This window comes from Actinokineospora auranticolor, assembly GCF_041897805.1.
GTDB lineage: Bacteria > Actinomycetota > Actinomycetes > Mycobacteriales > Pseudonocardiaceae > Actinokineospora > Actinokineospora auranticolor.
In genome coordinates, this window is the sequence record NZ_CP154825.1 from 652,426 (window position 1) to 675,759 (window position 23,334).

The 23,334-nt window shown below is 71.5% G+C and carries 16 protein-coding genes and 2 pseudogenes; 11 read left to right on the top strand and 7 right to left on the bottom strand.

All coding sequences use genetic code 11. The annotated features are described in order from the left end of the window. Positions 1-3: 3 nt before the first annotated feature. The gene (locus tag V5P93_RS03245; RefSeq protein WP_104477443.1) at positions 4-1,563 is read right to left on the bottom strand and encodes a glycerol-3-phosphate dehydrogenase/oxidase; all 1,560 of its coding nucleotides are present in this window, start codon (positions 1,561-1,563) and stop codon (positions 4-6) included. Beyond that, positions 1,560-2,165 carry a TetR/AcrR family transcriptional regulator gene (locus tag V5P93_RS03250; protein ID WP_104477441.1) on the bottom strand — a complete coding sequence of 202 codons (606 nt, stop codon included), beginning with the start codon at positions 2,163-2,165 and terminating at the stop codon, positions 1,560-1,562. The genes V5P93_RS03245 and V5P93_RS03250 overlap by 4 nt, the downstream gene beginning before the upstream one ends. A 16-nt stretch (positions 2,166-2,181) precedes the next feature. Here V5P93_RS03250 and V5P93_RS03255 point away from each other — a divergent pair, with 16 nt between their 5' ends. Both V5P93_RS03255 and V5P93_RS03260 read left to right on the top strand, forming a co-directional pair. Then, a complete protein-coding gene (locus tag V5P93_RS03255) occupies positions 2,182-3,816 on the top strand; it encodes an FAD-binding oxidoreductase (RefSeq protein ID WP_245931087.1) in 1,635 nt (544 codons plus the stop codon). Positions 3,817-3,825: 9 nt separating this feature from the next. Continuing rightward, positions 3,826-4,194, top strand: coding sequence for a hypothetical protein (locus V5P93_RS03260; RefSeq protein WP_104477439.1), 369 nt, complete (start codon positions 3,826-3,828; stop codon positions 4,192-4,194). Positions 4,195-4,213: 19 nt separating this feature from the next. Here the strand turns inward: V5P93_RS03260 and V5P93_RS03265 are convergent, their stop codons facing one another. Continuing rightward, positions 4,214-4,615: a very short patch repair endonuclease gene (locus V5P93_RS03265; RefSeq protein ID WP_104477437.1), complete on the bottom strand. Its 402-nt coding sequence runs from the start codon at positions 4,613-4,615 to the stop codon at positions 4,214-4,216. 148 nt (positions 4,616-4,763) lie between these two features. On the opposite strand from V5P93_RS03265, the gene V5P93_RS03270 reads away from it, so the two are divergent. Further along, positions 4,764-6,602, top strand: a complete 1,839-nt coding sequence (locus V5P93_RS03270; protein ID WP_245931085.1) for a trypsin-like serine protease — start codon at positions 4,764-4,766, stop codon at positions 6,600-6,602. Between the two features lie 86 nt (positions 6,603-6,688). Beyond that, positions 6,689-7,597 carry a hypothetical protein gene (locus V5P93_RS03275; protein WP_104477435.1) on the top strand — a complete coding sequence of 303 codons (909 nt, stop codon included), beginning with the start codon at positions 6,689-6,691 and terminating at the stop codon, positions 7,595-7,597. Between the two features lie 3 nt (positions 7,598-7,600). Here the strand turns inward: V5P93_RS03275 and V5P93_RS03280 are convergent, their stop codons facing one another. The 3 genes from V5P93_RS03280 to V5P93_RS03290 form a co-directional block, all read right to left on the bottom strand. Beyond that, entirely contained in the window at positions 7,601-8,053 is a 453-nt protein-coding gene (locus V5P93_RS03280; protein WP_181043337.1) for a DUF4265 domain-containing protein, read from the bottom strand. 70 nt (positions 8,054-8,123) lie between these two features. Then, on the bottom strand, positions 8,124-9,713 hold the full coding sequence (locus V5P93_RS03285) for a S8 family serine peptidase (protein ID WP_104477431.1): 1,590 nt from the start codon (positions 9,711-9,713) through the stop codon (positions 8,124-8,126). Between the two features lie 68 nt (positions 9,714-9,781). After that, the gene (locus V5P93_RS03290) at positions 9,782-11,359 is read right to left on the bottom strand and encodes a S8 family peptidase (protein WP_104477429.1); all 1,578 of its coding nucleotides are present in this window, start codon (positions 11,357-11,359) and stop codon (positions 9,782-9,784) included. Positions 11,360-11,752: 393 nt separating this feature from the next. Here V5P93_RS03290 and V5P93_RS03295 point away from each other — a divergent pair, with 393 nt between their 5' ends. The 7 genes and pseudogenes from V5P93_RS03295 (at position 11,753) to V5P93_RS03325 (ending at position 21,972) form a co-directional block, all read left to right on the top strand. Beyond that, positions 11,753-14,662, top strand: a complete 2,910-nt coding sequence (locus V5P93_RS03295) for an AAA family ATPase (RefSeq protein ID WP_104477427.1) — start codon at positions 11,753-11,755, stop codon at positions 14,660-14,662. Positions 14,663-15,190: 528 nt separating this feature from the next. Next, positions 15,191-16,420: pseudogene (locus V5P93_RS03300) on the top strand (M14 family metallopeptidase); the annotation flags it as partial. Positions 16,421-16,552: 132 nt separating this feature from the next. Further along, entirely contained in the window at positions 16,553-16,846 is a 294-nt protein-coding gene (locus V5P93_RS03305) for a proprotein convertase P-domain-containing protein (protein WP_374066415.1), read from the top strand. 222 nt (positions 16,847-17,068) lie between these two features. Next, positions 17,069-17,848 (top strand): annotated as a pseudogene (locus V5P93_RS03310) (trypsin-like serine protease); the annotation flags it as partial. A gap of 162 nt (positions 17,849-18,010) precedes the next feature. Next, positions 18,011-18,247 carry a proprotein convertase P-domain-containing protein gene (locus V5P93_RS03315; protein WP_374066417.1) on the top strand — a complete coding sequence of 79 codons (237 nt, stop codon included), beginning with the start codon at positions 18,011-18,013 and terminating at the stop codon, positions 18,245-18,247. A 211-nt stretch (positions 18,248-18,458) separates the two neighbouring features. Beyond that, positions 18,459-20,252, top strand: coding sequence for a long-chain fatty acid--CoA ligase (locus tag V5P93_RS03320; protein ID WP_104477421.1), 1,794 nt, complete (start codon positions 18,459-18,461; stop codon positions 20,250-20,252). 124 nt (positions 20,253-20,376) lie between these two features. Further along, the gene (locus V5P93_RS03325) at positions 20,377-21,972 is read left to right on the top strand and encodes a substrate-binding and VWA domain-containing protein (protein ID WP_245931083.1); all 1,596 of its coding nucleotides are present in this window, start codon (positions 20,377-20,379) and stop codon (positions 21,970-21,972) included. Here V5P93_RS03325 and V5P93_RS03330 read toward each other — a convergent pair whose 3' ends face one another. Continuing rightward, positions 21,973-23,172, bottom strand: coding sequence for an exonuclease domain-containing protein (locus V5P93_RS03330; RefSeq protein WP_104477417.1), 1,200 nt, complete (start codon positions 23,170-23,172; stop codon positions 21,973-21,975). Between the last annotated feature and the right edge of the window lie 162 nt (positions 23,173-23,334).

Sequence of the window (23,334 nt, forward strand, 5' to 3'; positions counted from 1 at the left end):
CGGCTATTCCGCGAGCAGTCCGTTCAAAGCCTTGACCACGAGCCGCTCCACCGCGGGCAGTGCCGCCGCGGCGTCGGCGTCGACCAGGCCGATCCGGGTCCGCCGGTGCAGCACGTCCTCCGCCGTCAACGCACCCTCCTGGCGGACGGCCCACACGACCTCCGCCGCCGTCACCGGGCTGCCCGGCGCGACCGGCTCGGCGAGTTCCGGGTCCAGCAGGCCCAGCGCGTGCACGGTAGGGGCTTCCGTCCCGTAGCGGGCCACCAAACGTCGTGGAGCGTCCACAGTTGACAGTGCGGAACGCGATGCCGCGCCTACCAAGGGAAGTTTGCCGGTCCGCGACGGGCCGCAGTTGAGCCCCGCCGTGTCGACGGCGGCGTCCACCGCGTCCGCGGCCATGCGGCGGTACGTGGTGAGTTTCCCGCCGACCAGGGTGATCACACCGTCCGGCGAGGTCGACACCGCGTGGTGGCGGGACAGGTCCGCGCTGCGCGAGTTCACCCCGGGCGCGTCCACCAGCGGACGCAGACCGGCGAAGGTACCCAGCACGTCCGCCCTGGTCAGCCGGGTTTCCAGCACCGAGGAGCCGACGTCGAGCAGGAAGTCCACATCGGACTCCGGGGCCACGGGTACGTCCGGCACGGGACCGTCCAGCGGTTCGTCGGTCAACCCGAGGTAGGCGCGGCCGTCGTCCTGCGGCAGCAGCAGCGCGAACCGGCCGAAGCTGCCGGGGATCGGGATGGTCAACGCGGTCGCGCCGCAGTCGACCGACCGCGCGTCCAGCACCAGGTGCGACCCCAACGACGGCCGCAGCCGAACCGACGGCACCAGCGTGCCCGCCCACACCCCGGTCGCGTTGACGACCGCGCGCGCCCGGATCTCCGACCGCGTCCCGGTCATCCCGTCCACGACCTCGGCACCCGTACCGGTCAGCCCCGTCACGCGGGCCTGGGTGACGATCCGCGCACCGAGCGAGGCCGCCGTGCGGGCGAGCGCGACGACGAGCCGTGCGTCGTCAACGAGTTGACCGTCGAAGGAAAGCAGGCCGCCGCGCAAACCGGTGCGGCGCAAGCCTGGGGCGAGGGCGAGCGCTTCCGGCGTGGACACCCGGCGCGGCCGGGGCAGCAGGGACGCGGGGGTGCGCGCGGCGCGGCGGAGGGTGTCGCCTGCCAGCAGACCCGTGTAGGTGAGCGAGGCGTCCCGGGTGGACACCGGCGGGTGCAGGGGGACCAGCTGCGGCAGCGTGCGGACCAGGTGCGGCGCCGTGGTGGCCATCAGCACCCCGCGCTCCACCGCGCTCTCGTGCGCGAGGGCGACGTCGCCCCTGGCCAGGTACCGCAGTCCGCCGTGGACCAGCTTGCTCGACCAGCGAGAGGTGCCGAACGCCAGGTCGCGCGCCTCCACCAGGGCCACGCGCAGGCCGCGGGCGGCGGCGTCGAGCGCCACCCCGGTGCCGGTGACACCACCGCCGACCACGAGCAGGTCGACGACGTCACCGCTGGTCAGCGCGTCGAGGTCGGTGGCGCGGCGCTCGGCGTTGAGCGCTGGTCGAGGTCGGGTCATCTGGGCTCCGGTCGCAGGCTCGCGTCGAGCAGGTGGGTGAGTTCGCCGAACAGGGCCTCGGTGTCGACGTCCGCGGTGGCGGGCCGGTGCGAGAGCACGAAGGACTGCGCGACCAGCAGCAGCGCCCTGGCCTGGGCCGCCGGGTCGGCCACCCGCACCGAGCCGTCGGCGTGGCCCGCGACGAGCTGGGCGTGCAGGAACTTCTCCGCGATGTGCTGGGTGCTGCCCAGCCGCTCCACCACGTAGGGCAGCACCAGCTCGCCGTCGCGTTCCAGGACCGTGCGCATGAGCGGATCGTCGGCGATGGCGCGCACTCCCGCCACCGCGCCGCCGACCAGCCTGGCCCGCGCGTGCGGACCGGCCGCCGCGGCGCCCGCGGTGGTCAGCTTGTGGCCGAACTCCCTGGTCATCAGGGCCGCGAGCAGGCTGCGCACGTCGGGGAACCTGCGGTACAGCGTCATCCGGCTCACCTGGGCGGTGCGGGCGACGTCGGTCAGCGTCGTGCGCCGCACCCCGTGGGTGAGGACGCACTCGCGGGCCGCGTCGAGGAGGACGTCGTCGTCCACCCGACCGGGCGAAGCGGTGTGACGTTTGAACGTCATATGTCACACTCTATTCGTGAACGTGCCTGCGGACCACCTCGACCACCGGGTCCGCGGCGGCTGGACCCCGGCCGGGGCCGCCGCCGCGCACCTGCCCGCGCACGCGAGCCGCTGGCTGAGCGCGAGAACCGGGCTGACGCCGACGCGCACGCCCGTCGCGCCCGACTCCGCCATGCGGGTGGCCGAGTCGGAGCTGCCCGCTGAGGTGCGGGCTGTCCTGAACGCCATTGTCGGGGCCGAACACGTGCTGGTCGAGCGCGTAGACCGGCTTGCACGTGCAGGTGGGCTGTCCTATGTGGACCTCATGCGTCGTCGTGGGGCCGGTGAGCTGCCGGTACCCGACGCGGTCGTGCTCCCCGCCGACGCGGTCGAGGTCGAGCGCGTGGTGGCTTTGTGTGCCGAACACAACGTCGGGATCGTCCCGTTCGGCGGCGGCACCTCGGTGGTCGGCGGGGTCGCGGCCCTGCGCGGCGACCGGGGCGCGGTCATCGCGCTGGACCTGAACCGGTTGCACCGCCTGCTGTCGGTGGACCCGGTTTCCCGCCTGGCGACGTTCGAGGCGGGCGTGGTCGCCCCCGAGGCCGAACGGCTGCTGGCGGCGCGCGGTTTCACCCTCGGCCACTTCCCCCAGTCCTACGAACGCGCGACCCTCGGCGGCTTCGCGGCGACCCGGTCGTCCGGCCAGGCCTCGGCGGGCTACGGCCGGTTCGAGGACATGGTCGAGTCGCTGCGGGTCGCGACACCGCGCGGCGACTGGCGGGTCGGCGTCGCCCCGGCGTCGGCCGCCGGGCCGGACCTGCGGCAACTGGTGCTGGGCAGCGAGGGCGCGTTCGGGGTGATCACCGAGGTCACCGTGCGCGTACGGCCGATACCCGCGTGGACCAGGTACGAGGGGTTCATCGTGGACGGGTTCGCGCAGGGCGCCGAGATCGTGCGCGCACTGGCGCAGAGCGGCACCCTCGGCGCGGTCACGCGGCTGTCGGACCCGCAGGAGACCGAGGTCGCGCTGGCGCTGTCCGGCGGTTGGAAGATGGCGGCGCTGCGGGCGTACCTGCGGGTGCGGGGGATCGCCGAGCCCGCGTTGTTGATCGTGGGATGGGAGGCCGGATCCCGCCGGGATTTGCGCGCGCGTCGACGGGAGAGCCTGCGGCACCTGGGCGGAACGGTCCGACTCGGCACGGCGGCTGGCGAGACCTGGCGCCACGGCCGGTTCGCCGGACCACGCCAGCGAGACGCGTTGCTGGACGCCGGGATGTGCGTGGAGACCTTGGAAACCGCGGCGTACTGGTCCCGACTCGGCGAACTGCGGGACACGGTGACCAGCGCGTTGCGGGACTCCCTGACGACGGCGGAGCGCCGACCGGTGGTCGCCTGCCACATCTCGCATTCCTACGAAACGGGCGCTTCGCTGTATTTCACGACGCTGGTGCCGCGGGCCGCGGACGATCCGATCGGCCAGTGGCAGCAGGCGAAGGAAGCCGCCTGCGCCGCTATCGCCGGACTCGGCACCATCACCCACCACCACGCAATTGGTGTAGACCACGCGCCGTACCTGGCGGCGGAGATCGGCGAATTGGGCGTCGGCGTACTGCGCGCGGTTCGCGCGAACCTCGACCCAAATGGCGTGCTCAACCCTGGGAAGCTCACCTAGGCTCCACCGGTGGGAACGTACGTGTCGATCAGGGGATGGCTTGAGTGCGACGACAAGCAACTCGTCGCCATCCAGGAGGTGATCTCGTCGCACGACGACGGCGACTTCTACTCGGGCGGCTGGGGCTTTCCCCGCAAACCGTTCAACTGGACCCGCTACGTCTTCTACGGCGGCGACATCCGGGAGTCGACTGTGGACTGGTTCCTCGGCCAACTCGGGGAAATCGCGCGCATCCCGGCGTCGGACGAGGACAACGACCTCGTCCGGGGGCTGTTCCACGCCCGGCACGAGGTGAACGGGACGAGTGAGTGGCAGGTCCGTGCCGGCCAGGTCTTCATCTCGCCCGCGGATGCCAGGTACGGCTACCTGGACGAGTAAGCGACCTGGAGCGAGCCGGTCAGCGGGACCGGACTGCCTCGTGGACGCGCAAAGCGGCGGCTGCTGGGTCCTCGTGTTCCCAGACCCGCACCGCCAGCCACCCCGCGTCGTCGAGGCGGGTGTCGGTGTCCTGGTCGCGGCGCCGGTTGGTTTCGATCTTGGTTCGCCAGAAGTCGGCGTTGCGCTTGGGCCAGGTGGCGTGGTCGGGGCAGCCGTGCCAGAAGCAGCCGTCGACGAAGACGGCGACCTTGGCGCGGGTGAAGACCACGTCGGCCTCCCGGCGGACCCCGGTGACCGGGCGCCGGTGCACGCGGTAGCGCAGGCCCAGGGCGTGCAGGGCTCGGCGCAGGGCGATCTCGGTGCCGGTGTCGCGGGCCCGCTGCCTGCTCATCCGCTTGCTGGTCGCTTCGGTCGTCTCCACGCCGCTCCACTACCGGATTAAGTTCCGTACCCCTACGGATGCCGACCCTGATTGTTCCCCACCGGGCGTCACCCGAAAGTGGCGATCAGCGAACCGCCGCCACCCTGCCCGTGCGGCGAGCGTTCGGTAGATCCGGAAAGGAACCATCGTGAAGAGAACACCACGGTCCTGGGGCCTGCTGGCCCTGGCCGCGGCCACGGTGCTGGTCCCACTCGGTGCCACCATCGCGTCGGCGGCCGAGGCGGCACCACCGGCCAACGCCCCAGCGAACTACGAGGGCTCCACCGTCCCCGCCCGCTCCGGGGACGCCTCGCCGATGTTCGCCAACGGTGAGGACGCCACCGTGAGCGAGTTCCCGGGCATCGTCGCGGGTATCCGCGCCGGTGGGCCCCGGCCCGAGGGACAGACCTGCACCGGCACCGTCGTGGCGCCGCGCAAGATCCTGATCGCGGCGCACTGCGCGGACGCGGCCGGTGAGAAGAAGTTCGTCTACGGCCTCGACGACCTCAAGGACTACCAGGGCGGCAGCGGGTCCGGCCTGGCCGTCGGGGTCGTCAGCTACAAGAAGCACCCGAAGTACGTCAACTTCGACCAGGGCTACGACGTGGCCGTGGTGACCGTGGACCGCGACATCCCGCTCAAGGGCGGCGCGGCCTACCCGCAGTTCGCCACCTCGGCGGACGCGGGCGGCGCGGCCCCCGGCAAGAGCGGCCAGGGCTTCGGGTACGGCAAGAAGGACTTCGACGACAACTCCTTCGACGCCACCCTCGACAAGGCCACCCTGCCGATCGTCAACGGCGACTCGCTGTGCCAGGGCGTCGGCGCCGGGTTCAAGTCCGCGTACATGATCTGCGCGGGCTACAACGACGGGCGGGTCACGATCCTGCCCGGCGACAGCGGCGGCCCGCTCGTGGTCGGCGGCAAGGTCTACGGCGTCGCGTCGTGGAGCCGGTCGGACTTCAAGTGGTACTCGATCTACGGTCGCCTCGACAACGAGATGGGCGACTGGGTCAAGCAGGAGGTCGGCACCGTCACCGAGCCGCCCACCGGCGACCTCGGCGTCCGCGTCGACCCGGGTAGCGGCAGCGTCGCGGCGGGCAAGTACCTGTCCACGACCGTCGCCACCACCGGCAGCGGCGAGAACGCGACCCTCTCGGCGTCCGGCCTGCCCAGCGGGGTGAAGGCTGTGTTCCAGCCCACCTCGGTGGCCACCGGCTCGTCCGCGAAGCTCACCTTCGACGCGGCGGCCGACGCGGCCAACGGCACCTACGAGGTGACCGTGACCGCGACCACGTCCGGCGGCCAGACCGCCACCGGCAAGTTCTCCCTCACGGTCACCGGCGGCGGCAACCCCGAGCCCGGCGACCTCACCCTCGCGGCCTCGCCCAGCAGCGTGAAGGCCGCCAAGGGCAAGTACGTCTCCACCACCATCAACAGCACCGGCGGTGGCCGCGGTCAGAACCTGACCCTGTCCGCCGCGGGCCTGCCGACCGGGGTGAAGGCGGTCTTCCAGCCGACCACCATCGCCGCGGGCTCCTCGGCCAAGCTCACCCTCGACGTCTCCGCCACGGCGGCGGCAGGCACGTCCACCATCACCGTGACCGGCACCGACACCGGCGGCAAGACCGCGACGACCACCGTCTCGCTGACCGTCGAAGGTACCCAGGAGCCGCCGACCGGTGACGTGACCGTGACAGTCACACCCGCGTCAGGCAGCGGTTTTGCGGGTAGCCTGGTCCAGACCACTGTGCGTGCCAGTGGCGGCACGGGCACCCTCCGCCTGACCGCCACCGGCGCGCCCGCGGGCACCCAGGTGACGTTCAACCCGGCCACCATCGCCCAAGGCGGTGCCAGCAACGTCTGGTTCTTCACCGGCTTCGGCACCCCCGCGGGCACCTACCCGATCACCATCACGGCCACCTCGGCGGACGGCAAGACGGGCAAGACCACCTTCACCCTGACCGTCACCCGCCTCGGCGGTTTCTGAACCCGGTAGGGCTTTGACCGGCCCCACCAACCGGCGGCGGGCTCCTCTCGGGAGCCTGCCGCCGGGCGTTTGCGTTTGGAGGAGCAGTGCACCACCCGATCCCGCTGGACACCTTCCCGACCGCCCTGACCGGCGCCATCGAGGACCGCGGTATGAGCCTCGACCAGCTACAACGGAAGCTCGCCGCGCACGGCGTGCGGGTGAGCCTGTCCACGCTGAGCTACTGGCGCCGGGGCCGGACCCGCCCCGAGCGCCCGGAGTCGCTGCGCGCGGTCGAGGTGATCGAGGAGGTCCTCGCCCTCCCGCGCGGCTGCCTGACCGGACTGCTGGGACCCCGCAAGCCGCGGGGCCGCTGGGTGTCGCGGGGCGGCGTCGTCCGCCCGCACGAGACGCTGTGGGACGACACCTCGGGGCTGCCGTCGGTGCTGGCCGAGCTGGGGGAGCCGGGGGCGGGGGAGCTGACGTACCTGAGCGTGCACGACCGGCACTTCGTCGACGTCGGGGGCCGGGACGTGCGGACGGTGGTCCGGGTCCTGGTGCGGTCCGAAGTGGACTCGCTGGGGTCGATGGTGGTGCTGCACCGCGCGGACCCGGGGGACCACGCGCTGCCGGTGCTGCTGGCCCCGGTGGGCTGCGCGCTGGGCCGGGTGCGGTCGGTGCCGTCGAGCCGGTTCACGGCGGCGGAGGTGCTGTTCGACCGGCGGCTGTCGGCCGGGCAGACGGCGGTGTTCGAGTACGAGGTGCGGTGGTTCGGCGACGCGCGGGCGGACCGGTACTCGCGGGCGTGCCGCCGGGGCGTGCGGGACTACCTGGTGGAGGTCAACTTCCACCCCGCGCTGCTGCCCACGTCGAGCTACGCCTTCACCCAGGACGCGGCGGACGAGCCGGAGGTCCGGCTGGCCAACCTGGAGGTGGGCACCTTCGGCGGCATCCACGCCGTCATCACCGACACCGAGTCCCCGATCGTCGGCGTCCGGTGGACCTGGCCGGCCTAGCGCTCAGGCGGCCAGCCAGCGTTCGGTGACGCAGAGTTCCTGGTACGTCCAGCGCCCTTCGCGCGTGCCCCGGGTCAGCACGGCCTTCACCTCGGGCAGGTGCTCGTCCGACGGGATGTCGAGGGCCAGCGTGCCCTCGCCTGCCTCACCGCCGATCCCCCACGGCTTGAACTCCGCCCACACGGCCGTCGTGTCGCCGTCAGCCGGGTGGACGGTGATGGTGTTGCGCCCCGAGCTGGACACCGGCGCGATGGCCCACACCACCCCGTCCTGGTCCGCCCCGATCCGCACGACGTCGTCGTAGGCGACCCCCGGCACGTGGAACGGCACGTTCTTGATCTGGACCGTGTCCTCGTCCACCGGCGCCGCCCACAGGCCCTCCGACTCCGCCCACTCCAGCCCCTCGGGCGGTGCGATGCGGAACCAGATCTTGATGAGTGGTTCGGGGTTCGTCACCCGTTCATCATGCCGCAACGGCGGAAGGCCCGGGGCGGTGTGCGCGCGCCCCGGGCCTTCCTGCCTACCCTCAAACAGTCAGCGTCCAGCTGTCGATGGTGCCCGTGTCGTAGGTGAACACGTCCGTCACCTGGAGCTTCCAGGTCCCGGCTCGGTTCTCCGCCGACGCGTCGACCGTGTAGGTCTCGTGCAGGCCCGCGGCCGAGCTGGTGCCGGTGTTGGCCTTCTTCAGGCTGTACGACTTCCCGGACGGCCCGACCAACGCCACCGACAGGTCGCCGGTGTACGTGTGGTTGATGTCCACCTTGACCTTGGTTGAGGTAGACGCCTTACCCGTGCACGCCGAGCCGACCGCCACCGAGGATGAGACCGCCGCGCCACCGTCCGGAATGGACACGTCGTCACCGTTGGTCGCGGGGTCGCAACCACCCGGCTCCGGTCCGGGGCCGCCCGTGATGAAACCGCTGTACAGCAGCTTGTTCGGGGAGCCGGAGCCCGGGTTGGTGACCTTGCCGGAGGTCGCGTTGTTCACCAGCGCGTCCCGCAGCGCCTGCGGGCTGGTGGACGGGTTCGCCGACAGGTACAGCGCCGCCACGCCCGTGACGTGCGGGGTGGCCATCGAGGTGCCCGACATGCCCGCGGTGCCGCCGTTCAGCGACAGCGAAGTGATGTTGTCGCCCGGGGCGAAGATGTCCGTGCACGTGCCGTAGTTCGAGAACGACGCCCGCGCGTCGTTCTGGCTGGTCGCGTTCACCGTGATCAGCGCCGAGTACTTGGCCGGGCCGGTCGAGCAGGCGTCGGTCGAGCTGTTGCCCGAGGCCACCGCCATCTGGATGCCCGCGCCGAGCATGCCTGCCAGGGCGTCGTTGCCGATCTCGGCCGTGTCGAACGTCCAGCTCGCGTTGACCACCGCGGGCTTCACCGCGTTGGCCGTGACCCACTCGATCGCCTTGACACCGGCGGAGTCCGGGCCGTTCATGCCGCAGCTGGTGCCGAGCATGCGGACCGAGACCAGCTTGACCTTCTTGGCGACGCCGTACGTCTTCGACCCGACCGTGCCCGCCACGTGCGTGCCGTGACCGGAGCAGTCGATGCCGTTCTGGCCGTCCTCGATGAAGTCCGCGCCGACCGACGCGCGGCCCTCGAACTCCGCCAGGGACGTCTTCACGCCCGTGTCGGTGATGTAGACCGTCACGTTCGACGCGCCACCGCTGGGATAGGTGTACTTGCGGTCCAGCGGCAGGTTCTGCTGGTCGACGCGGTCGATGCCCCACGTCGCGTTGTCCTGCGTGTCCGCGGTGTGGGCCGTGCCGTCCTGGTAGACCTTCTTGACCGACGGGTCCGCGGCGAGCTGCCGGGCCTTGGCCTCGGACAGGCCGGTGACCTGGAAGCCCTGCATCGACTTGGTGAACACGAAGTCCAGGTCGCCGCCGTAGCGCCGCACGAGCGAACTCGACGCCGCCTGGATGCTCGCGGCCGACGCGGCCGCGGTGGGCTTGAGGGACACGACGAAGCTGCCGCCGGGCACGGGTTGCCTGGCGTGCACGAAGTCGGCTTCCGCGGCCTGGGCCGAGCCCGTGGTCGCGATGACGGCGGTGGCCAGGGACGCCACGCCCACCACCGCCAGTGCCCGCCCGCGCAGGCGAGATTTCGGTTGCATGAGGGGAGATTCCTTCCGGAAGTGGACCGGCCCGGACACGCGCGTGCCCGGGCCGGGAGGAGTGATCCCTAGACGGCCAGCGTCCAGGCGTCGATGGTGCCGGTGTCGTAGCTCCACACGTCGGTCACCTGGAGCTTCCAGGTGCCGTTGCGGTTCTCCGCCGAGGCGTCGACGGTGAAGGTCTCGTGCACGCCCGCCGAGGTCGACGCGCCACGGGCCTTCTTCAGGGGGTAGACCGCGCCGGACGGGCCGACGAGGTCGATCGCCAGGTCGCCGGTGTAGGTGTGGTTGATGTCCACCTTCACCTTGGTGGCGTTGGACGCCTTGCCGGTGCAGCCGCTCACGGAGACCGAAGAGGACACCGCCGCACCCGCGTCCGGAATGGACACGTCGTCGCCGTTGCTCGCCGGGTTGCAGTCACCCGGCTCCGGGTCGCCACCGCCGATGAAGCTGACGTTGAGCAGCTTGTTCGGCGAACCCTTGAGGTCGGTGACCTTCCCCGAGGTGGCGTTGTTCACCAGCGCGTCGCGCACCTGCCGCGGCGTGGCCGACGGGTTCGCCGACAGGTACAGCGCGGCGCCGCCCGTGACGTGCGGGGTGGCCATCGACGTGCCGTTCATCGCCGTGGTGCCACCGCCGTTCTTCGTGGACGTGATGTTCGAGCCGGGGCCGAAGATGTCCACGCAACTGCCGTAGTTGGACTCCTGGCTGCCCGCCGTCCACACGGAACGCCGGTCGCCGCTGTCGCTGGCCGCGACGGTGATCGCCTCGGGCGTGCGGGCCGGGCTGGTCTGGCAGGCATCACCCGCGTTGTTGCCCGCCGCCAGCACGAACGTCACACCGGCCGCGATGGCCTTCTGCACCGCGTTGTCGACCGACGTGTCCGCGCCGCCACCGAGGCTGAGGTTCGCCACGGCGGGCTTGGCCGCGTTCTTGGCGACCCAGTCGATACCCGCGATGATCTGCGAGTACTGGCCGGTGCCCTGGCAGTTGAGCACGCGCACCGCGACCAGGTCGACCTTCTTGGCCACGCCGTAGGTCTTGGAGCCGACCGTGCCCGCGACGTGCGTGCCGTGGCCCTGGCAGTCGGAGGCGTCGCCGTCGTTGTCGATGAAGTCGTAGCCGTCCTTGGCCCGGCCCTCGAACTCGGTGTGCTGCTTGTAGATGCCGGTGTCCACGATGTACGCGGTCACGTTGGACGCGGTGTTGGCGTAGGTGTACTTCGAGTCCAGCGGCAGGCTCGTCTGGTCGATCCGGTCCAGGCCCCAGGTGGGGTTGCTCTGGGTGTCGGAGGCGTACGCGTAGCCGTCCTGCTGCACGTAGGCGACCGCCGGGTCGGCCGCCATCGCCCTGGCGCCCGCCTCGTCGAGCCGCACGGCGAACCCGCGCAGTGACGAGGTGTAGGTGTTGCGCACCTGCCCGCCGTGCTTGCGGGCCAGGTCGAGCGCCTTGCCGTTGGTGACCGGCGCGGAGCTGCGGTCGTCCTTGAACACCACGATGTAGCTGCCCGCGACGGGCTGCGCGGCGCTCAGCACGGTCCCGGTCGCCTGGTCCTGCTGGGCCACCGCCGTGCCCGCCACGGCCGCGATGGCGGCCACGGCGGTCACCCCGACGGCGATCCCGCGGGTCTTGCGATCAAGTCGCATCTGGGATTCTCCATTTCCGCTCCTCCGGGTGACTGGGCATCCCCCGGGGGTGTGGCTGCCGGGCAGGGTTGATCACTGACAGCCACTTGCGGATCACCATCGGGCGGAGCGCGCGCCCGAACAATCCGGGTATCGGTAGGTAGGGATACCCGTCTTTCACTGAAGATCAACTTCTCGGCTGGTGGTCGCCAGAGGTTCCGGTGCCCGGTTCCGCCGCCTAGGCTGTGCCCATTTCTCCCGCCACCCGCCCCCTCTTCCCCACCCGGCATCGTTCCCGACCTGGCAGCGGACCCCGCTCACGTGTTCCGAGCGTGGACACACGATCCGGTGCACGACGTAGACTCCTCGGCCCATCGGAGGCCGAGCCGATCATGAGGGCGCGGGAGGGTGCGAATGACCCGGACAGCGAGACCGAACGCGGTGCGGACCGCCGGGGCCTCCCTGGTGCGGACCAGCTCCCCGGTGCTCGTCGGACGGGTGGACCAGTTGGGGGCGCTGCGGACCGCGGTGCCCGCGCAGCCCGCGGTGGTCATGGTCGAGGGCGAGTCCGGGGCGGGCAAGAGCCGCCTGGTGCGCGAGCTGCTCGACACCGACCTCGGACCGATGGCCGTCCTCATCGGCCACTGCCACCCCGTCGGCGAGCCGTTCCCGTACGGCGCGGTGCTGGAGGCGCTGCGCGGCGCCGAGTCGCGGCTGGCGCGGGTGCGCGGCGGGCTCAGCGCGGTCGCCGGGGTGCTCGCGCCGCTGCTGCCGGAGATCGCCGAGCACCTGCCCCCGCCGCCGCCCCCGATCGGGGACCCGCGCACCGAGCGCCACCGCGTGTTCCGGGCGCTGCGCGAGGTGCTGGGGTCGCTCGGGCCGGTGCTGCTGGTCGTCGAGGACCTGCACTGGGCCGACGACGGCTCGCGGCAGGTGCTGCGGTTCCTGATGACCGACCCACCCGCGAACCTGTCGATCGTGGTGACCTACCGGCGCGAGGACGTGCCGGGCGGCATCCCGCTGGGCGCGGCGTTCCGGCCGCCCGGCGGGATCACCAGCGTCCTGGTCGAGCTGGGTCCGCTGACCGTCGACGAGGTGCGCGCGCTCACCGCGGCGATCCTGGACGAGGACTCGGTGTCCGCCGAGTTCGCGGCGAAGCTGCACGAGCGGACCGCGGGCATCCCGTTCGTCGTCGAGGAGACCCTGCGGGCGCTGCGCAACCCGGCGGGCGCCGTGCACGCCGACGGGGCCACCGCCCGGCGGCTGCTGGACGCGGTCGAGGTGCCGGTGCTGCTGCGCGACGCGATGGCCGAGCGGCTGGCGGCGCTGCCGGTCACCGCGACCCGGCTGGCGCAGGCGGCGGCGGTGTTGGGCGTCCCCGCGCCCGCCGAGCTGCTCGGCGAGGTCGCGGCGATCGGCGAGCAGCGGATCCGGGCGGCGCTGACGCACGCGCTCACCGGGCACGTGCTGCACGAGGTCGACCCGGGCCGCTACGGCTTCCGGCACGCGCTGGCCCGTCAGGCGGTCTACGACACCCTCGGCGGGCCCGACCGGCAGCAGCTGCACACCCGCGCGATCGAGGCGCTGGACCAGGTCGAGCCGCGGCCGCTCGTGCAGCTGGCCGAGCACAGCGAACGCGCGGGCCGCACGGCCGCCTGGCTGCGCTACGGCGAGGCGGCGGCCGACCGCGCGACCGAGGTGGGCGACGCGGGCACGGCCACCGCGATGCTGCGCCGGTTGCTGCTGGCGCCGTCGCTGCCCGCCGTCGACGTGGACCGCCTGGCGATCAAGCTGGGCCAGGTCGCGCACCTGGGGCTGGACCAGCGCGACCCGACGGAGACCCTGGAGCGGCTGCTGGGGGACCGCAGGCTGTCGACGTCCGTGCGCGGGGAGGTGCGGTTGTACCGGGGGCTGCTGCTGATCCGGCAGGCGGGCGGGGTCGAGCAGGCGCGCGGGGAGCTGGAGACGGCGGTCGCGGACCTGGCGCGGCGGCCGGAGCTGGCGGCCAAGGGCGCGGCGGTGCTGGGGCAGCCGTTCATGGGGATGACGCCGCTGGCGGAGTTCTGGCCGTGGCTGGAGCGCACGTCGAGGTATCGCGAGACCACTGTGGACAGTGAGGTCCGGCTTTCGCTGCTGGCCAACGAGTTGGGCTCGCGACTGCACACCGGCGATCCGTCGGTCATGGCGAACCCGGACTGGCTGGCGGAACCCGTGTACACACCGGGGCAGCGGCGGCAGCTGGCTCGTGCGCGGTGCAACCTGGCGGACGCCTGCACGTCGACCGGCCACTTCCGGTTCGCGGGCGAGATGCTGCGCGACGGGTTGCGGGCGGCCTCGGAGTGCGGGGCGCCGTTCGTGGTGAGCACCGCGCGGGCGACCGGTGTCCGGCTGGACTGGCTGACCGGCGAGTGGGACGGCTTGGCCGAGCGCGCCCACCGGCTGCTCGACGAGTACCAGGACCTGTTCCCCGTGGCCAGCGAGCTGTGCCTGGTCCTGGGCAGCCTCGCCACGGCCCGCGGCGAGTGGGCGGAGGCGACGAGCTACCTGACGGAGACGGGCGCGTTCAACCCGGAGGAGTCGATCGCCCCGGTCGCCATCGCGGGCTGCGCGGCACTGGCGTGGACCACGCTCTCGCAGGACGACGTCCCCCGGGCCTGCGCCGACGCCGACCGGGGCGCCGCCATCATCCGCGCCAAGGGCGTGTGGGCCTGGTCGGCGGAGATCGGCCCGGCCGCCGTCGCCACCTACCTGGCGGCGGGCCGGACCAAGGACGCGGAGCGATTCGTCGCGGAGATCGCGGAGGGCGTCGAGGGACGCGACCTCCCCATGGCGGTGGCCGCCCTGGCCCACTGCCGGGGCCGCTTGGCCGAGGCCCGGGGCGACCTCCCGTCGGCGGTGGTCCACTACCGCGAGGCGACCGACCGCTACGCCGCCCTCCCGGCCCCGTACTACGCGGCGACCACGGCCGAACGCGAGTCGATGTGCCTGTTGCCAACGGAAACCGACAAGGCCGCCGAGATCCTCTCGACCCTCGTGGACACCTTCGACACCCTCGGCGCCACCCGAGACGCCGCCCGCTGCCGCCACACCCTCAGAGGAGTCGGCGGCACGAAGCCCTCGCGGCGCGGTCGACGGGGGTACGGCAACGAACTTTCCCCACGGGAACAGGAAGTGGCCCGCCTCCTCGCGGCGGGCCACACCAACCGAGAAATCGCCGACGTCCTCTTCCTATCCCCACGCACCGTAGAACAACACGCCGCCCGAGTCTTGCGAAAACTCGGCGTCTCGTCCCGAGCCGAACTCCAGCCGGAGTCACTCGGTTAGCGGTGGTCTTCGCCCCGCGACGAACCGGGTCCGCCTGCGTCACGAGGTGCGTTCGGCCATTCCGGTTAACGTTGATTTCCGGGTTGCCGAATAGCCGAATGCATTCAGGCGCGGTGGGGAGGACCGTACGGGGTGGACGGTCCTCCCCACCGGGGGAACCTGCGCCTGCCGACCCCCTGCGTCCAGGTCGGCCGGGCGGGGTCGGTGCGGACCCCGGTTCCCAGTGCGGCGGATCGAGGACCGCCGAGGGGGGTGGGGGTACTTTCGCCCTGCTCAGGGGCTTGGGGCAATGCGGGGTGGGATAGGTGGGGGTACCTATCTAATTCCGTCTACCGCTTATCGAATGGGAAAGAACCGGTAACGGGTGACTACGTCCGCAGCCTTGTCTTGCGCTCCGGGATCGGGCCACGATCCTTCTGCGTCGTCGGGTGAACCGGTCGTGAGGGCCGATTCGGGGCACCGGGCAGGCGCGGCCGTTATCCCCACCTCCAGCGCCGGCGCACCCGGCACTCCCTGCAGGAGGCACGTGTGAGACGCAAACGCCTGTCCGTCGTGGTCGGGGCGGTGGCCGCCTTGGCGGTGGTGCTGTCCGGCAGCGCCGCGGTGGCCGGACCCGCGCAGCAGACCGCCCAGCGGACCTCCGCCGAGTACGCCGTCGTCGGGGTCAAGACCAACCACCAGCGCTCCGACATCGCGGCCACCGGGGCCGCGGTCAACGGGGTCGAGGACAGCAGGTTGCTGGTCACCGCGACCGCCGACGAGGTCCGCGCCATCCGCGCCCTCGGCTTCCGCGTGGACACCGTGAGCACCGCGCTGGCCGACCGCGGTACCGCGACGCCCTACGACTTCCCCAGCGCGGACTCGAACTACCACAACTACGCCGAGATGACCGCCGACATCAACAAGGCGGTGAGCGACCACCCCGGGATCATCACCAAGCAGGTCGTCGGCAAGACCTACCAGAACCGCGACATCTTCGCGATCAAGATCTCCGACAACGCCGCGACCGACGAGCCGGAGCCCGAGGTGCTGTTCACCGCGCACCAGCACGCGCGCGAGCACCTCACCGTCGAGATGGCGCTGTACCTCATCAACACGCTCACCGACGGCTACAACTCCGACGCCCGGGTCAAGGGCCTGGTCGACAGCCGCGAGATCTGGATCATCCCGGACGTCAACCCCGACGGCGGCGAGTTCGACATCTCCACCGGCTCCTACCAGAGCTGGCGCAAGAACCGGCAGCCCAACGCGGGCGGCCAGGCGGGCACCGACCTCAACCGCAACTGGGACTACAAGTGGGGCTGCTGCGGCGGTTCCTCCGGCAGCACCAGCAGCGAGACCTACCGCGGCCCGTCCGCGGCCAGCGCCCCCGAGGTGCGCGCGCTGCAGAACTTCGTCAACAGCCGGGTCGTCGGCGGCAAGCAGCAGATCATCACCGGCATCGACTTCCACACCTACTCCGAGCTGGTGCTCTGGCCCTACGGCTACACCTACAACGACACCGCCCCCGACCTGACCGCCGAGGACCAGCGGGTCTTCTCCACCATCGGCCGGGCCATGGCGGGCAAGAACGGCTACACCCCCGAGCAGTCCTCCGACCTGTACATCACCGACGGGTCGATCGACGACTGGCTGTGGGGCGTGCACAAGATCTACGGCTACACCTTCGAGATGTACCCGACGGGCGCCGGTGGCGGCGGCTTCTACCCGCCCGACGAGGTCATCCCGCGCGAGACCGCGCGCAACAAGGAGGCGGTGCTCTACTTCCTGGAGTACTCCGACTGCCCCAAGCGCGCCATCGGCCTGAACTGCGGCACCACCCCGCCCGACCCGCCCGGCAAGGTGTTCGAGAACGCCACCAACGTCGACATCCCCGACAACGGGCCCGCGGTGACCAGCGACATCGCCGTCACCGGCCAGACGGGCAACGCCCCGGCGACGCTCAAGGTCGACGTCGACATCAAGCACACCTTCCGCGGTGACCTGGTCATCGACCTCGTCGCACCGGACGGCAGCACGTACCGGCTCAAGGCGTCCAGCACCAGCGACTCGGCGGACAACGTCATCGCCACCTACACCGTGAACGCCTCTTCGGAGGTCGCCAACGGCACGTGGCAGTTGAAGGTGCAGGACACCTACAACGCCGACACCGGCTACATCGACCTCTGGCGGCTCACCTTCTAGCGAGCCAGACGCCCCGGGCCCGCCGCGCTCCACCGCGCGGGCCCGGGGTCGTCCCACTGTTCCGACCGCCGTGCCGTGGCGGTCAGCAGGAAACCCACCGGCCGCCCGCGCCCTGCGTAGCTCCACTGTGGACGGCCACCCATCCACCCCTGCGTCGGCGCCCCTCCGAGGGCGCCGAGTGGACGTTTCGAGAGGAAGCACCCGGTGAAGAGGTTGACCAGAATGCACAAGGCCCTGGCCTTGGCCGTGGGCACCATCGCGGTGGCCGCGGCCGTCGCGGGCCAGGCCATCGCCGCGCCGCAGGCCGACGACCCCGGCACGATGACCCCGCAGGTCGTCGGCGGCACCCGCGCCGCCCAGGGCGAGTTCCCGTTCATGGTGCGGCTGTCCATGGGCTGCGGCGGCGCGCTCTACTCGCCGAACATCGTGCTCACCGCCGCGCACTGCGTGGACGGCACGGGCAACAACTCCGGCATCACCGCCACCTACGGCGACGTCGACCTCCAGGGCTCCCAGCGGGTCACCCGGACCTCGAACTACGTCTACCGAAACCCCGGCTACACCACCTCCACCGGCGGTGACTGGGCGCTGATCCGCCTGTCCAGCCCGATCACCGGCGGCGCCACCCTGCCGATCGCCACCACCAACGCCTACGACAACGGCACCTTCACCATCGCGGGCTGGGGCGCGGCGTCGGAGGGCGGCTCGCAGCAGCGCTACCTGCTCAAGGCCCAGGTCCCGCTGGTGCCGGACAGCACCTGCCGCAGCGCGTACCCGAGCCTCAAGGCCGCCGTGGAGATCTGCGCCGGCTACACCCAGGGCGGCACGGACACCTGCCAGGGCGACTCCGGCGGCCCGATGTTCCGCCGCGACAACGCCAACAACTGGATCCAGGTCGGCATCGTCTCCTACGGCAAGGGCTGCGCCCGGGCCAACTACCCCGGTGTGTACGCCGAGGTGAGCGCGCTGTCCTCGGCCATCGCCGCGAAGGCCGCGGAACTGGGCGGCACCACCCCGCCGACCACGACCCCGCCGACCACCACCCCGCCCAACGGCCGCGTCTTCGAGAACGCCACCAACGTGGACATCCCGGACAACGGCCCGGCGATCTACAGCGACATCGCGGTCTCCGGGATCAGCGGCAACGCCCCCGCCACCCTCAAGGTGGACGTCGACATCAAGCACACCTTCCGCGGTGACGTGGTCGTCGACCTCGTGGCCCCGGACGGCAGCACCTACCGGCTGAAGAACTCGAGCACCAGCGACTCGGCCGACAACATCCTGGCCAGCTACACCGTCAACGCCTCCTCGGAGGTCGCCAACGGCACCTGGCGGCTCAAGGCGCAGGACACTTACAACGCCGACACGGGTTACATCGACAGCTGGAAGCTGACCTTCTGACCTGCGACGACCGACCGGTATCGGTAACCCCGACCCGGCCGCCGGACCCTTGTCCAGCGGCCGGGTCGGGGCTTTTGTCACCATTGCCAGATATCGGTTGGGTCGCCCCCCTGGCCCATGTGAGATGTTGGCGGCAAGATACAGGCCAAGTTACCGCTAGGTAGCCGGTTGGAGTCGATCCACCTGCGACCTGACGTGTAGGAGGAGAACCATGCGCGAGTTCGCCGTCCCCGCTGTCGCCAAGCGTGAAGAGACGGGCGGCCTCGCTGACCTGGTGTTCACCAACGCCCGCATCGGCCCGTCGGACGTGTCCTTCCGCAGGCGCGCGGGGGCGGGGTGGGAGGACGTCACCGCCGCCCGGTTCGCCGAGGAGGTCACCGAGGTCGCCAAGGGCCTGGTCGCCTCCGGCGTCGGCGTCGGCGACCGGGTCGCGGTGCTGGCCGCGACCCGCTACGAGTGGACGCTGCTGGACTTCGCCATCTGGGCCGCGGGCGCGGTGTCGGTGCCGATCTACGTCACCTCCGCGGCCGAGCAGATCGAGTGGATCATGTCCGACTCCGGCGCGGTCGCGATCGTGGTGGAGACCGACGAGCAGTTGGCCCGGCTCGACGGCGTCCGGCCGAAGCTGCCCAACCTGCGCGAGGTGTGGCGGATCGACGACGTCGCCGCCATCGTCGCCGCGGGCAAGGCCGCCGACGGGGCCGAGGTCGAGGCCCGCCGCACCGCGGTCAAGGCCGAGGACATCGCGACGATCATCTACACCTCCGGTACCACCGGACAGCCCAAGGGCTGCGCGCTGACCCACCGGAACTTCTTCGACGAGTGCGGCTACGGCGTGGAGATCCTGCCGCAGCTGTTCAAGGGCCAGGGCATGGCGGAGAAGCCGTCCACGCTGCTGTTCCTGCCGGTCGCGCACGTCTTCGGCCGCATGGTGCAGGTCGGGTGCGTCTACGCCCGGTGCACCATGGGCCACGGCCCGGACACCAAGACGCTCCTCGAGGACCTGGCGACCTTCCAGCCGACGTTCATCCTGTCGGTGCCGTACGTGCTGGAGAAGGTCTACAACGGCGCGCGGCAGAAGGCGCACGCGGGCGGCAAGGGCAAGATCTTCGACGCGGCCGCGGCCACCGCCATCGCGTTCAGCGAGGCGGGCGGTCGCCCCGGCCTGGGGCTCAAGCTCAAGCACCTGCTGTTCGACAAGCTCGTCTACGGCAAGCTGCGCGCGGCCATGGGCGGCAAGACGAAGTACGCCATCTCCGGCGGCGCCGCGCTCGGTTCGCGCCTCACGCACTTCTACCGCGGCGTGGGCATCACGGTGCTGGAGGGCTACGGCCTCACCGAGACCACGGCCGCCTCGACGGTCAACACCCCCACGCACTTCAAGCCCGGCACCGTCGGCCGACCGCTGCCCGGCACGGCCGTGCGCATCGACGAGGACGGCGAGATCCTCATCAAGGGCGGCCAGGTCTTCGGCCGCTACTGGAACGACGAGAGCGCGACCAGCGAGGTCCTCGACGCCGACGGCTGGTTCCGCACCGGCGACCTCGGCGCGCTCGACGCCGAGGGCTACCTCTCGATCACCGGGCGGAAGAAGGAGATCCTGGTCACCAGCGGTGGCAAAAACGTGGCACCGGCGGTGATCGAGGACCGGATCGCCGCGCACCCGTTGATCGGTCAGGCGATGGTGGTCGGCGACGGCCAGAAGTACATCGCCGCCCTGGTCACGATCGACCCGGAGTACTTCACCTACTGGAAGACCACGGTGGGCAAGCCCGCCGACGCGACCGTCGCCGACCTGCTGCAAGACCCGGATCTGCTGGCGGAGGTGCAGAAGGCGGTCGACGACGGGAACCTCGCGGTCTCGAAGGCGGAGTCCGTGCGCAAGTTCCGGGTGCTGGCCGCGGAGTTCACCCCGGAGACCGGTCACCTGACGCCGTCGCTGAAGCTCAAGCGTCGAGTGATCATGCGCGATTTCGGGGCAGAGGTGGACAAGCTCTACTCGTAGGGGTGGGTTGGCGTCTAGTCTGGCGCCACCTGATCCCCGCGAGAGGTTTGAAGCCACCATGGGACGACACTCGTCGCCCAAGAGGCCGAAATGGGGCTTCGGTTCCACCGTTGTGCTTCTCGTCGTGTTGCTGGCACTGGTTGTCGGCGGGTGGTTCGCGCTGGACACCTTGCGCAACCGCGAGACCACGGCGAGCTGCGAGGTCGAGGTGCTGCGGGTCGTCGCGGCACCGGACATCGCACCGGTGGTCGAAGCCGTCGGCAAGCTGTCCACGGACGCCTGCCACCGCATCGAGGTCGACGCCAAACCGTCGTCGGCCGCGGTGGAGTCCCTGGCGGTCACCGACGCCTCGCAGGCACCGGACGTGTGGATCCCGGAGTCGAGCCTGTGGCTGCGCCGCGCGCAGGAGCGCGGCGCCTGGCCGAACGACGTCTCGGGCAGCTCGATCGCGTCGTCGCCGGTGGTGCTGGCGATGACCGAGGACCTCGCCAAGTCTCTCGGCTGGCCGGACGCGGCGCCGACCTGGGCCGCCGCGCTCAGCCGGGACGTGGCGGCGGGGATCGCCGACCCGACCAAGGACCCGATCGGCCTGTCCGCGCTGATCGGCATCCGCGCCGCCACCGCCACCGCGGCGGACCCGGGCGCGGCGTCCACCACGGCGATGCGGCACCTGTCCCCGAACACGATGCCCCAGGCAAGCGACCTGTTCACCCGCCTGCCGGGCACGTCGTCGACGGCGGGGCCGATCAACGCGTTCCCGGCGTCGGAGAACTCGGTGCTGCGGTACAACGCGGGCAACCCGCCGTTCGGGCTGGTGGCCGCGTACGCCGACACCCCGTCCCTGGACTACCCGTACGCCATCCTGCCCACGGTCTCCGACACGCTGCGCCCGCTGGCCGACCGGTTCCTGGACCAGCTGCACAAGCCGGAAACCCTGTCCTCCATGGCGGACGCGGGCTTCCGCGCACCGGACGGCTCGTTCGCGGGCACCCGCGCGGCGGACAACCGCACCTCGACGCAGGCGCTCAACTCGATACCGCTCCCGACACCGGACGAGGCGGTGCAGGTGCTGACCCAGTGGGCCGGGGTCAACCTGAGCGCCCGCATGCAGATCCTGCTCGACGTCTCCGGCTCGATGGCCGAACCGGTGCCGGGCACGGGGATGGACCGGATGGCCCTGACCATCCAGGCCGCCGAGCACGGCATCGGGATGTTCCGCCCCACCACGAAGTTCGGCCTGTGGCTGTTCGCCACCAACCTCGACGGCGACAAGGACTACCGGGAGCTGTTACCGGTGCGCCCGGTGACAGAGCAGCTGAACTCGGGCGCGATGCAGAAGCTCCGGGACGTGCACGCCATCCGCGGCGGTGCCACCGGGCTGTACGACTCCGTGCTGGCGGCCTACCAGTCGGCGCGGACCAACTGGGAACCCGGGCGGCTCAACCTCGTCGTCGTGCTGACCGACGGCAAGAACGAGGACCGGGACGGGATCACCCGGGACAAGCTGCTGGAGGAACTGGGAAAGCTCCAGGACCCGAAGCGCCCGCTGCCGATCGTCGGGATGGGCATCGGCCCGGACGTGGACACCGCGGAACTGGAGGCCATCGCCCGGCCGACCGGTGGCCAGGTCTACTCGACGCCCGACCCGGGCAAGGTCGGCGAGATCTTCTACCAGGCGCTGAGCAAGCTCCTGTGCCCACCGCAGTCCTGCCGCAAGTGATCAATCGCCCGCGCTGAGCGCCGCGAGCATCCCGGCGAAGGAATCCTCGGACACGACGGGGATGCCGAAGCCCCGCGCCTTCGCCGCCTTGCCGGACATCGTGTCCAGGTCGGCCGCCACCAGCAGCCGGGTCTTCTTCTTCGAGACACCGGGTCCCACGACCAGACCGGCCGCCGCCGCGCGTCTTTCCCAGATTTCCCGGGGTTCCCGGGTTTGGCCGGTGAAGACCACCCCGTCGCCGACGGCCAGGCGGAAGCGGGGGGACAGCGCCTGACCGATGTCGTCGGCGCCCAGGCCCAGGAGCGCGCCCACGGTGCGCAGGTCGGTGGCTTCCTCGTCGGTGAGCACCTGGTCGGCCCAGGCGACCCGGCTGAGGTCGGCCAGGTAACCGCGGTGCAGGGTGAGCACCTCGGCCCGGCTCAGACCGAGACCGTTCGCGGTGTCGAGCAATTCCTGCTGCTCGTCCGCCGACAGGTACCGGTCCCGCAGGGCGCGGTCGAGCACCGCGAGGTAGTCGTCGGCGGACGCGGGCTGCCCGACCCTGGGGAGCCGGTCGACCAGCCTGCCCAGGAAGTGCGGGTCGTCGGGGCCGTCGGCGCCGCGCACCACCGGTTCGAACGCGACGGGCGGCAGGTCCGGCCACGGCCAACCGGCCGCCACCCGGGTGAGGTTGCGCCAGGGGGCGGGTGCGCCCGCCCGCCGCAGGCAGTGGGTCAGCAGGGCCGCCGTCGCGCGGGCGTCGTGCGCGGCGGAGTGGGCGGACACCAGGGGGATCCCGGCGGCCTCGCAGCAGGCGGACAGCGAACGCGACGGGGTGTCGAGGAAGCGGCTCGCCAGCCGCATCGTGCAGAGCGTCGGCAGGTCGGTGAACTGGACGTCCACGCCGAGCCGCTCGTACTCGGCCTGGAGGAACCGCGCGTCGAAGGAGACGTTGTGCCCCACCAGGACCCGCCCGCCGAGCAGCCGCACCACCGCACCCGCGATGTCGGCGAACACCGGTGCCCGCCGCGCGTCGGCCGCCCGGACGCCGTGGATGTGCTGCGGCCCCAGGTCCCGCTGCGGGTTGACCACGGTGCACCACTCGCCGGTCACCTCGCCGCTGTCGTCGAGCTGGACCACCGCGATCTCCACGACCCGGTGCTTGTACCCCGGCGACAACCCGGTGGTCTCCACGTCGACCACGGCGTACCCGGCACCCATGCGAGCCTCCGAACTCCACTCCAGACTGTGCAAGGCGTGTCGCGTAGCCGTGCGTGGTGTGTCGGTCGCGCGGTGACGTCCACCCCTTCGGACTAGCGGGGGTGGCGGTGCGGCGGTCGTCGCCGGGTCGCCACGGCCGGAGGTGAGCGCGCCTGGAGGCGT

What these genes read in the sequence shown, in the direction of transcription:
- V5P93_RS03285 (WP_104477431.1), bottom strand. Translation starts at nt 9,713, where the DNA reads ATGCAACCGAAATCTCGCCTGCGCGGGCGGGCACTGGCGGTGGTGGGC.
- V5P93_RS03245 (WP_104477443.1), bottom strand. Translation starts at nt 1,563, where the DNA reads ATGACCCGACCTCGACCAGCGCTCAACGCCGAGCGCCGCGCCACCGAC.
- V5P93_RS03330 (WP_104477417.1), bottom strand. Translation starts at nt 23,172, where the DNA reads ATGGGTGCCGGGTACGCCGTGGTCGACGTGGAGACCACCGGGTTGTCG.
- V5P93_RS03250 (WP_104477441.1), bottom strand. Translation starts at nt 2,165, where the DNA reads ATGACGTTCAAACGTCACACCGCTTCGCCCGGTCGGGTGGACGACGAC.
- V5P93_RS03320 (WP_104477421.1), top strand. Translation starts at nt 18,459, where the DNA reads ATGCGCGAGTTCGCCGTCCCCGCTGTCGCCAAGCGTGAAGAGACGGGC.
- V5P93_RS03295 (WP_104477427.1), top strand. Translation starts at nt 11,753, where the DNA reads ATGACCCGGACAGCGAGACCGAACGCGGTGCGGACCGCCGGGGCCTCC.
- V5P93_RS03290 (WP_104477429.1), bottom strand. Translation starts at nt 11,359, where the DNA reads ATGCGACTTGATCGCAAGACCCGCGGGATCGCCGTCGGGGTGACCGCC.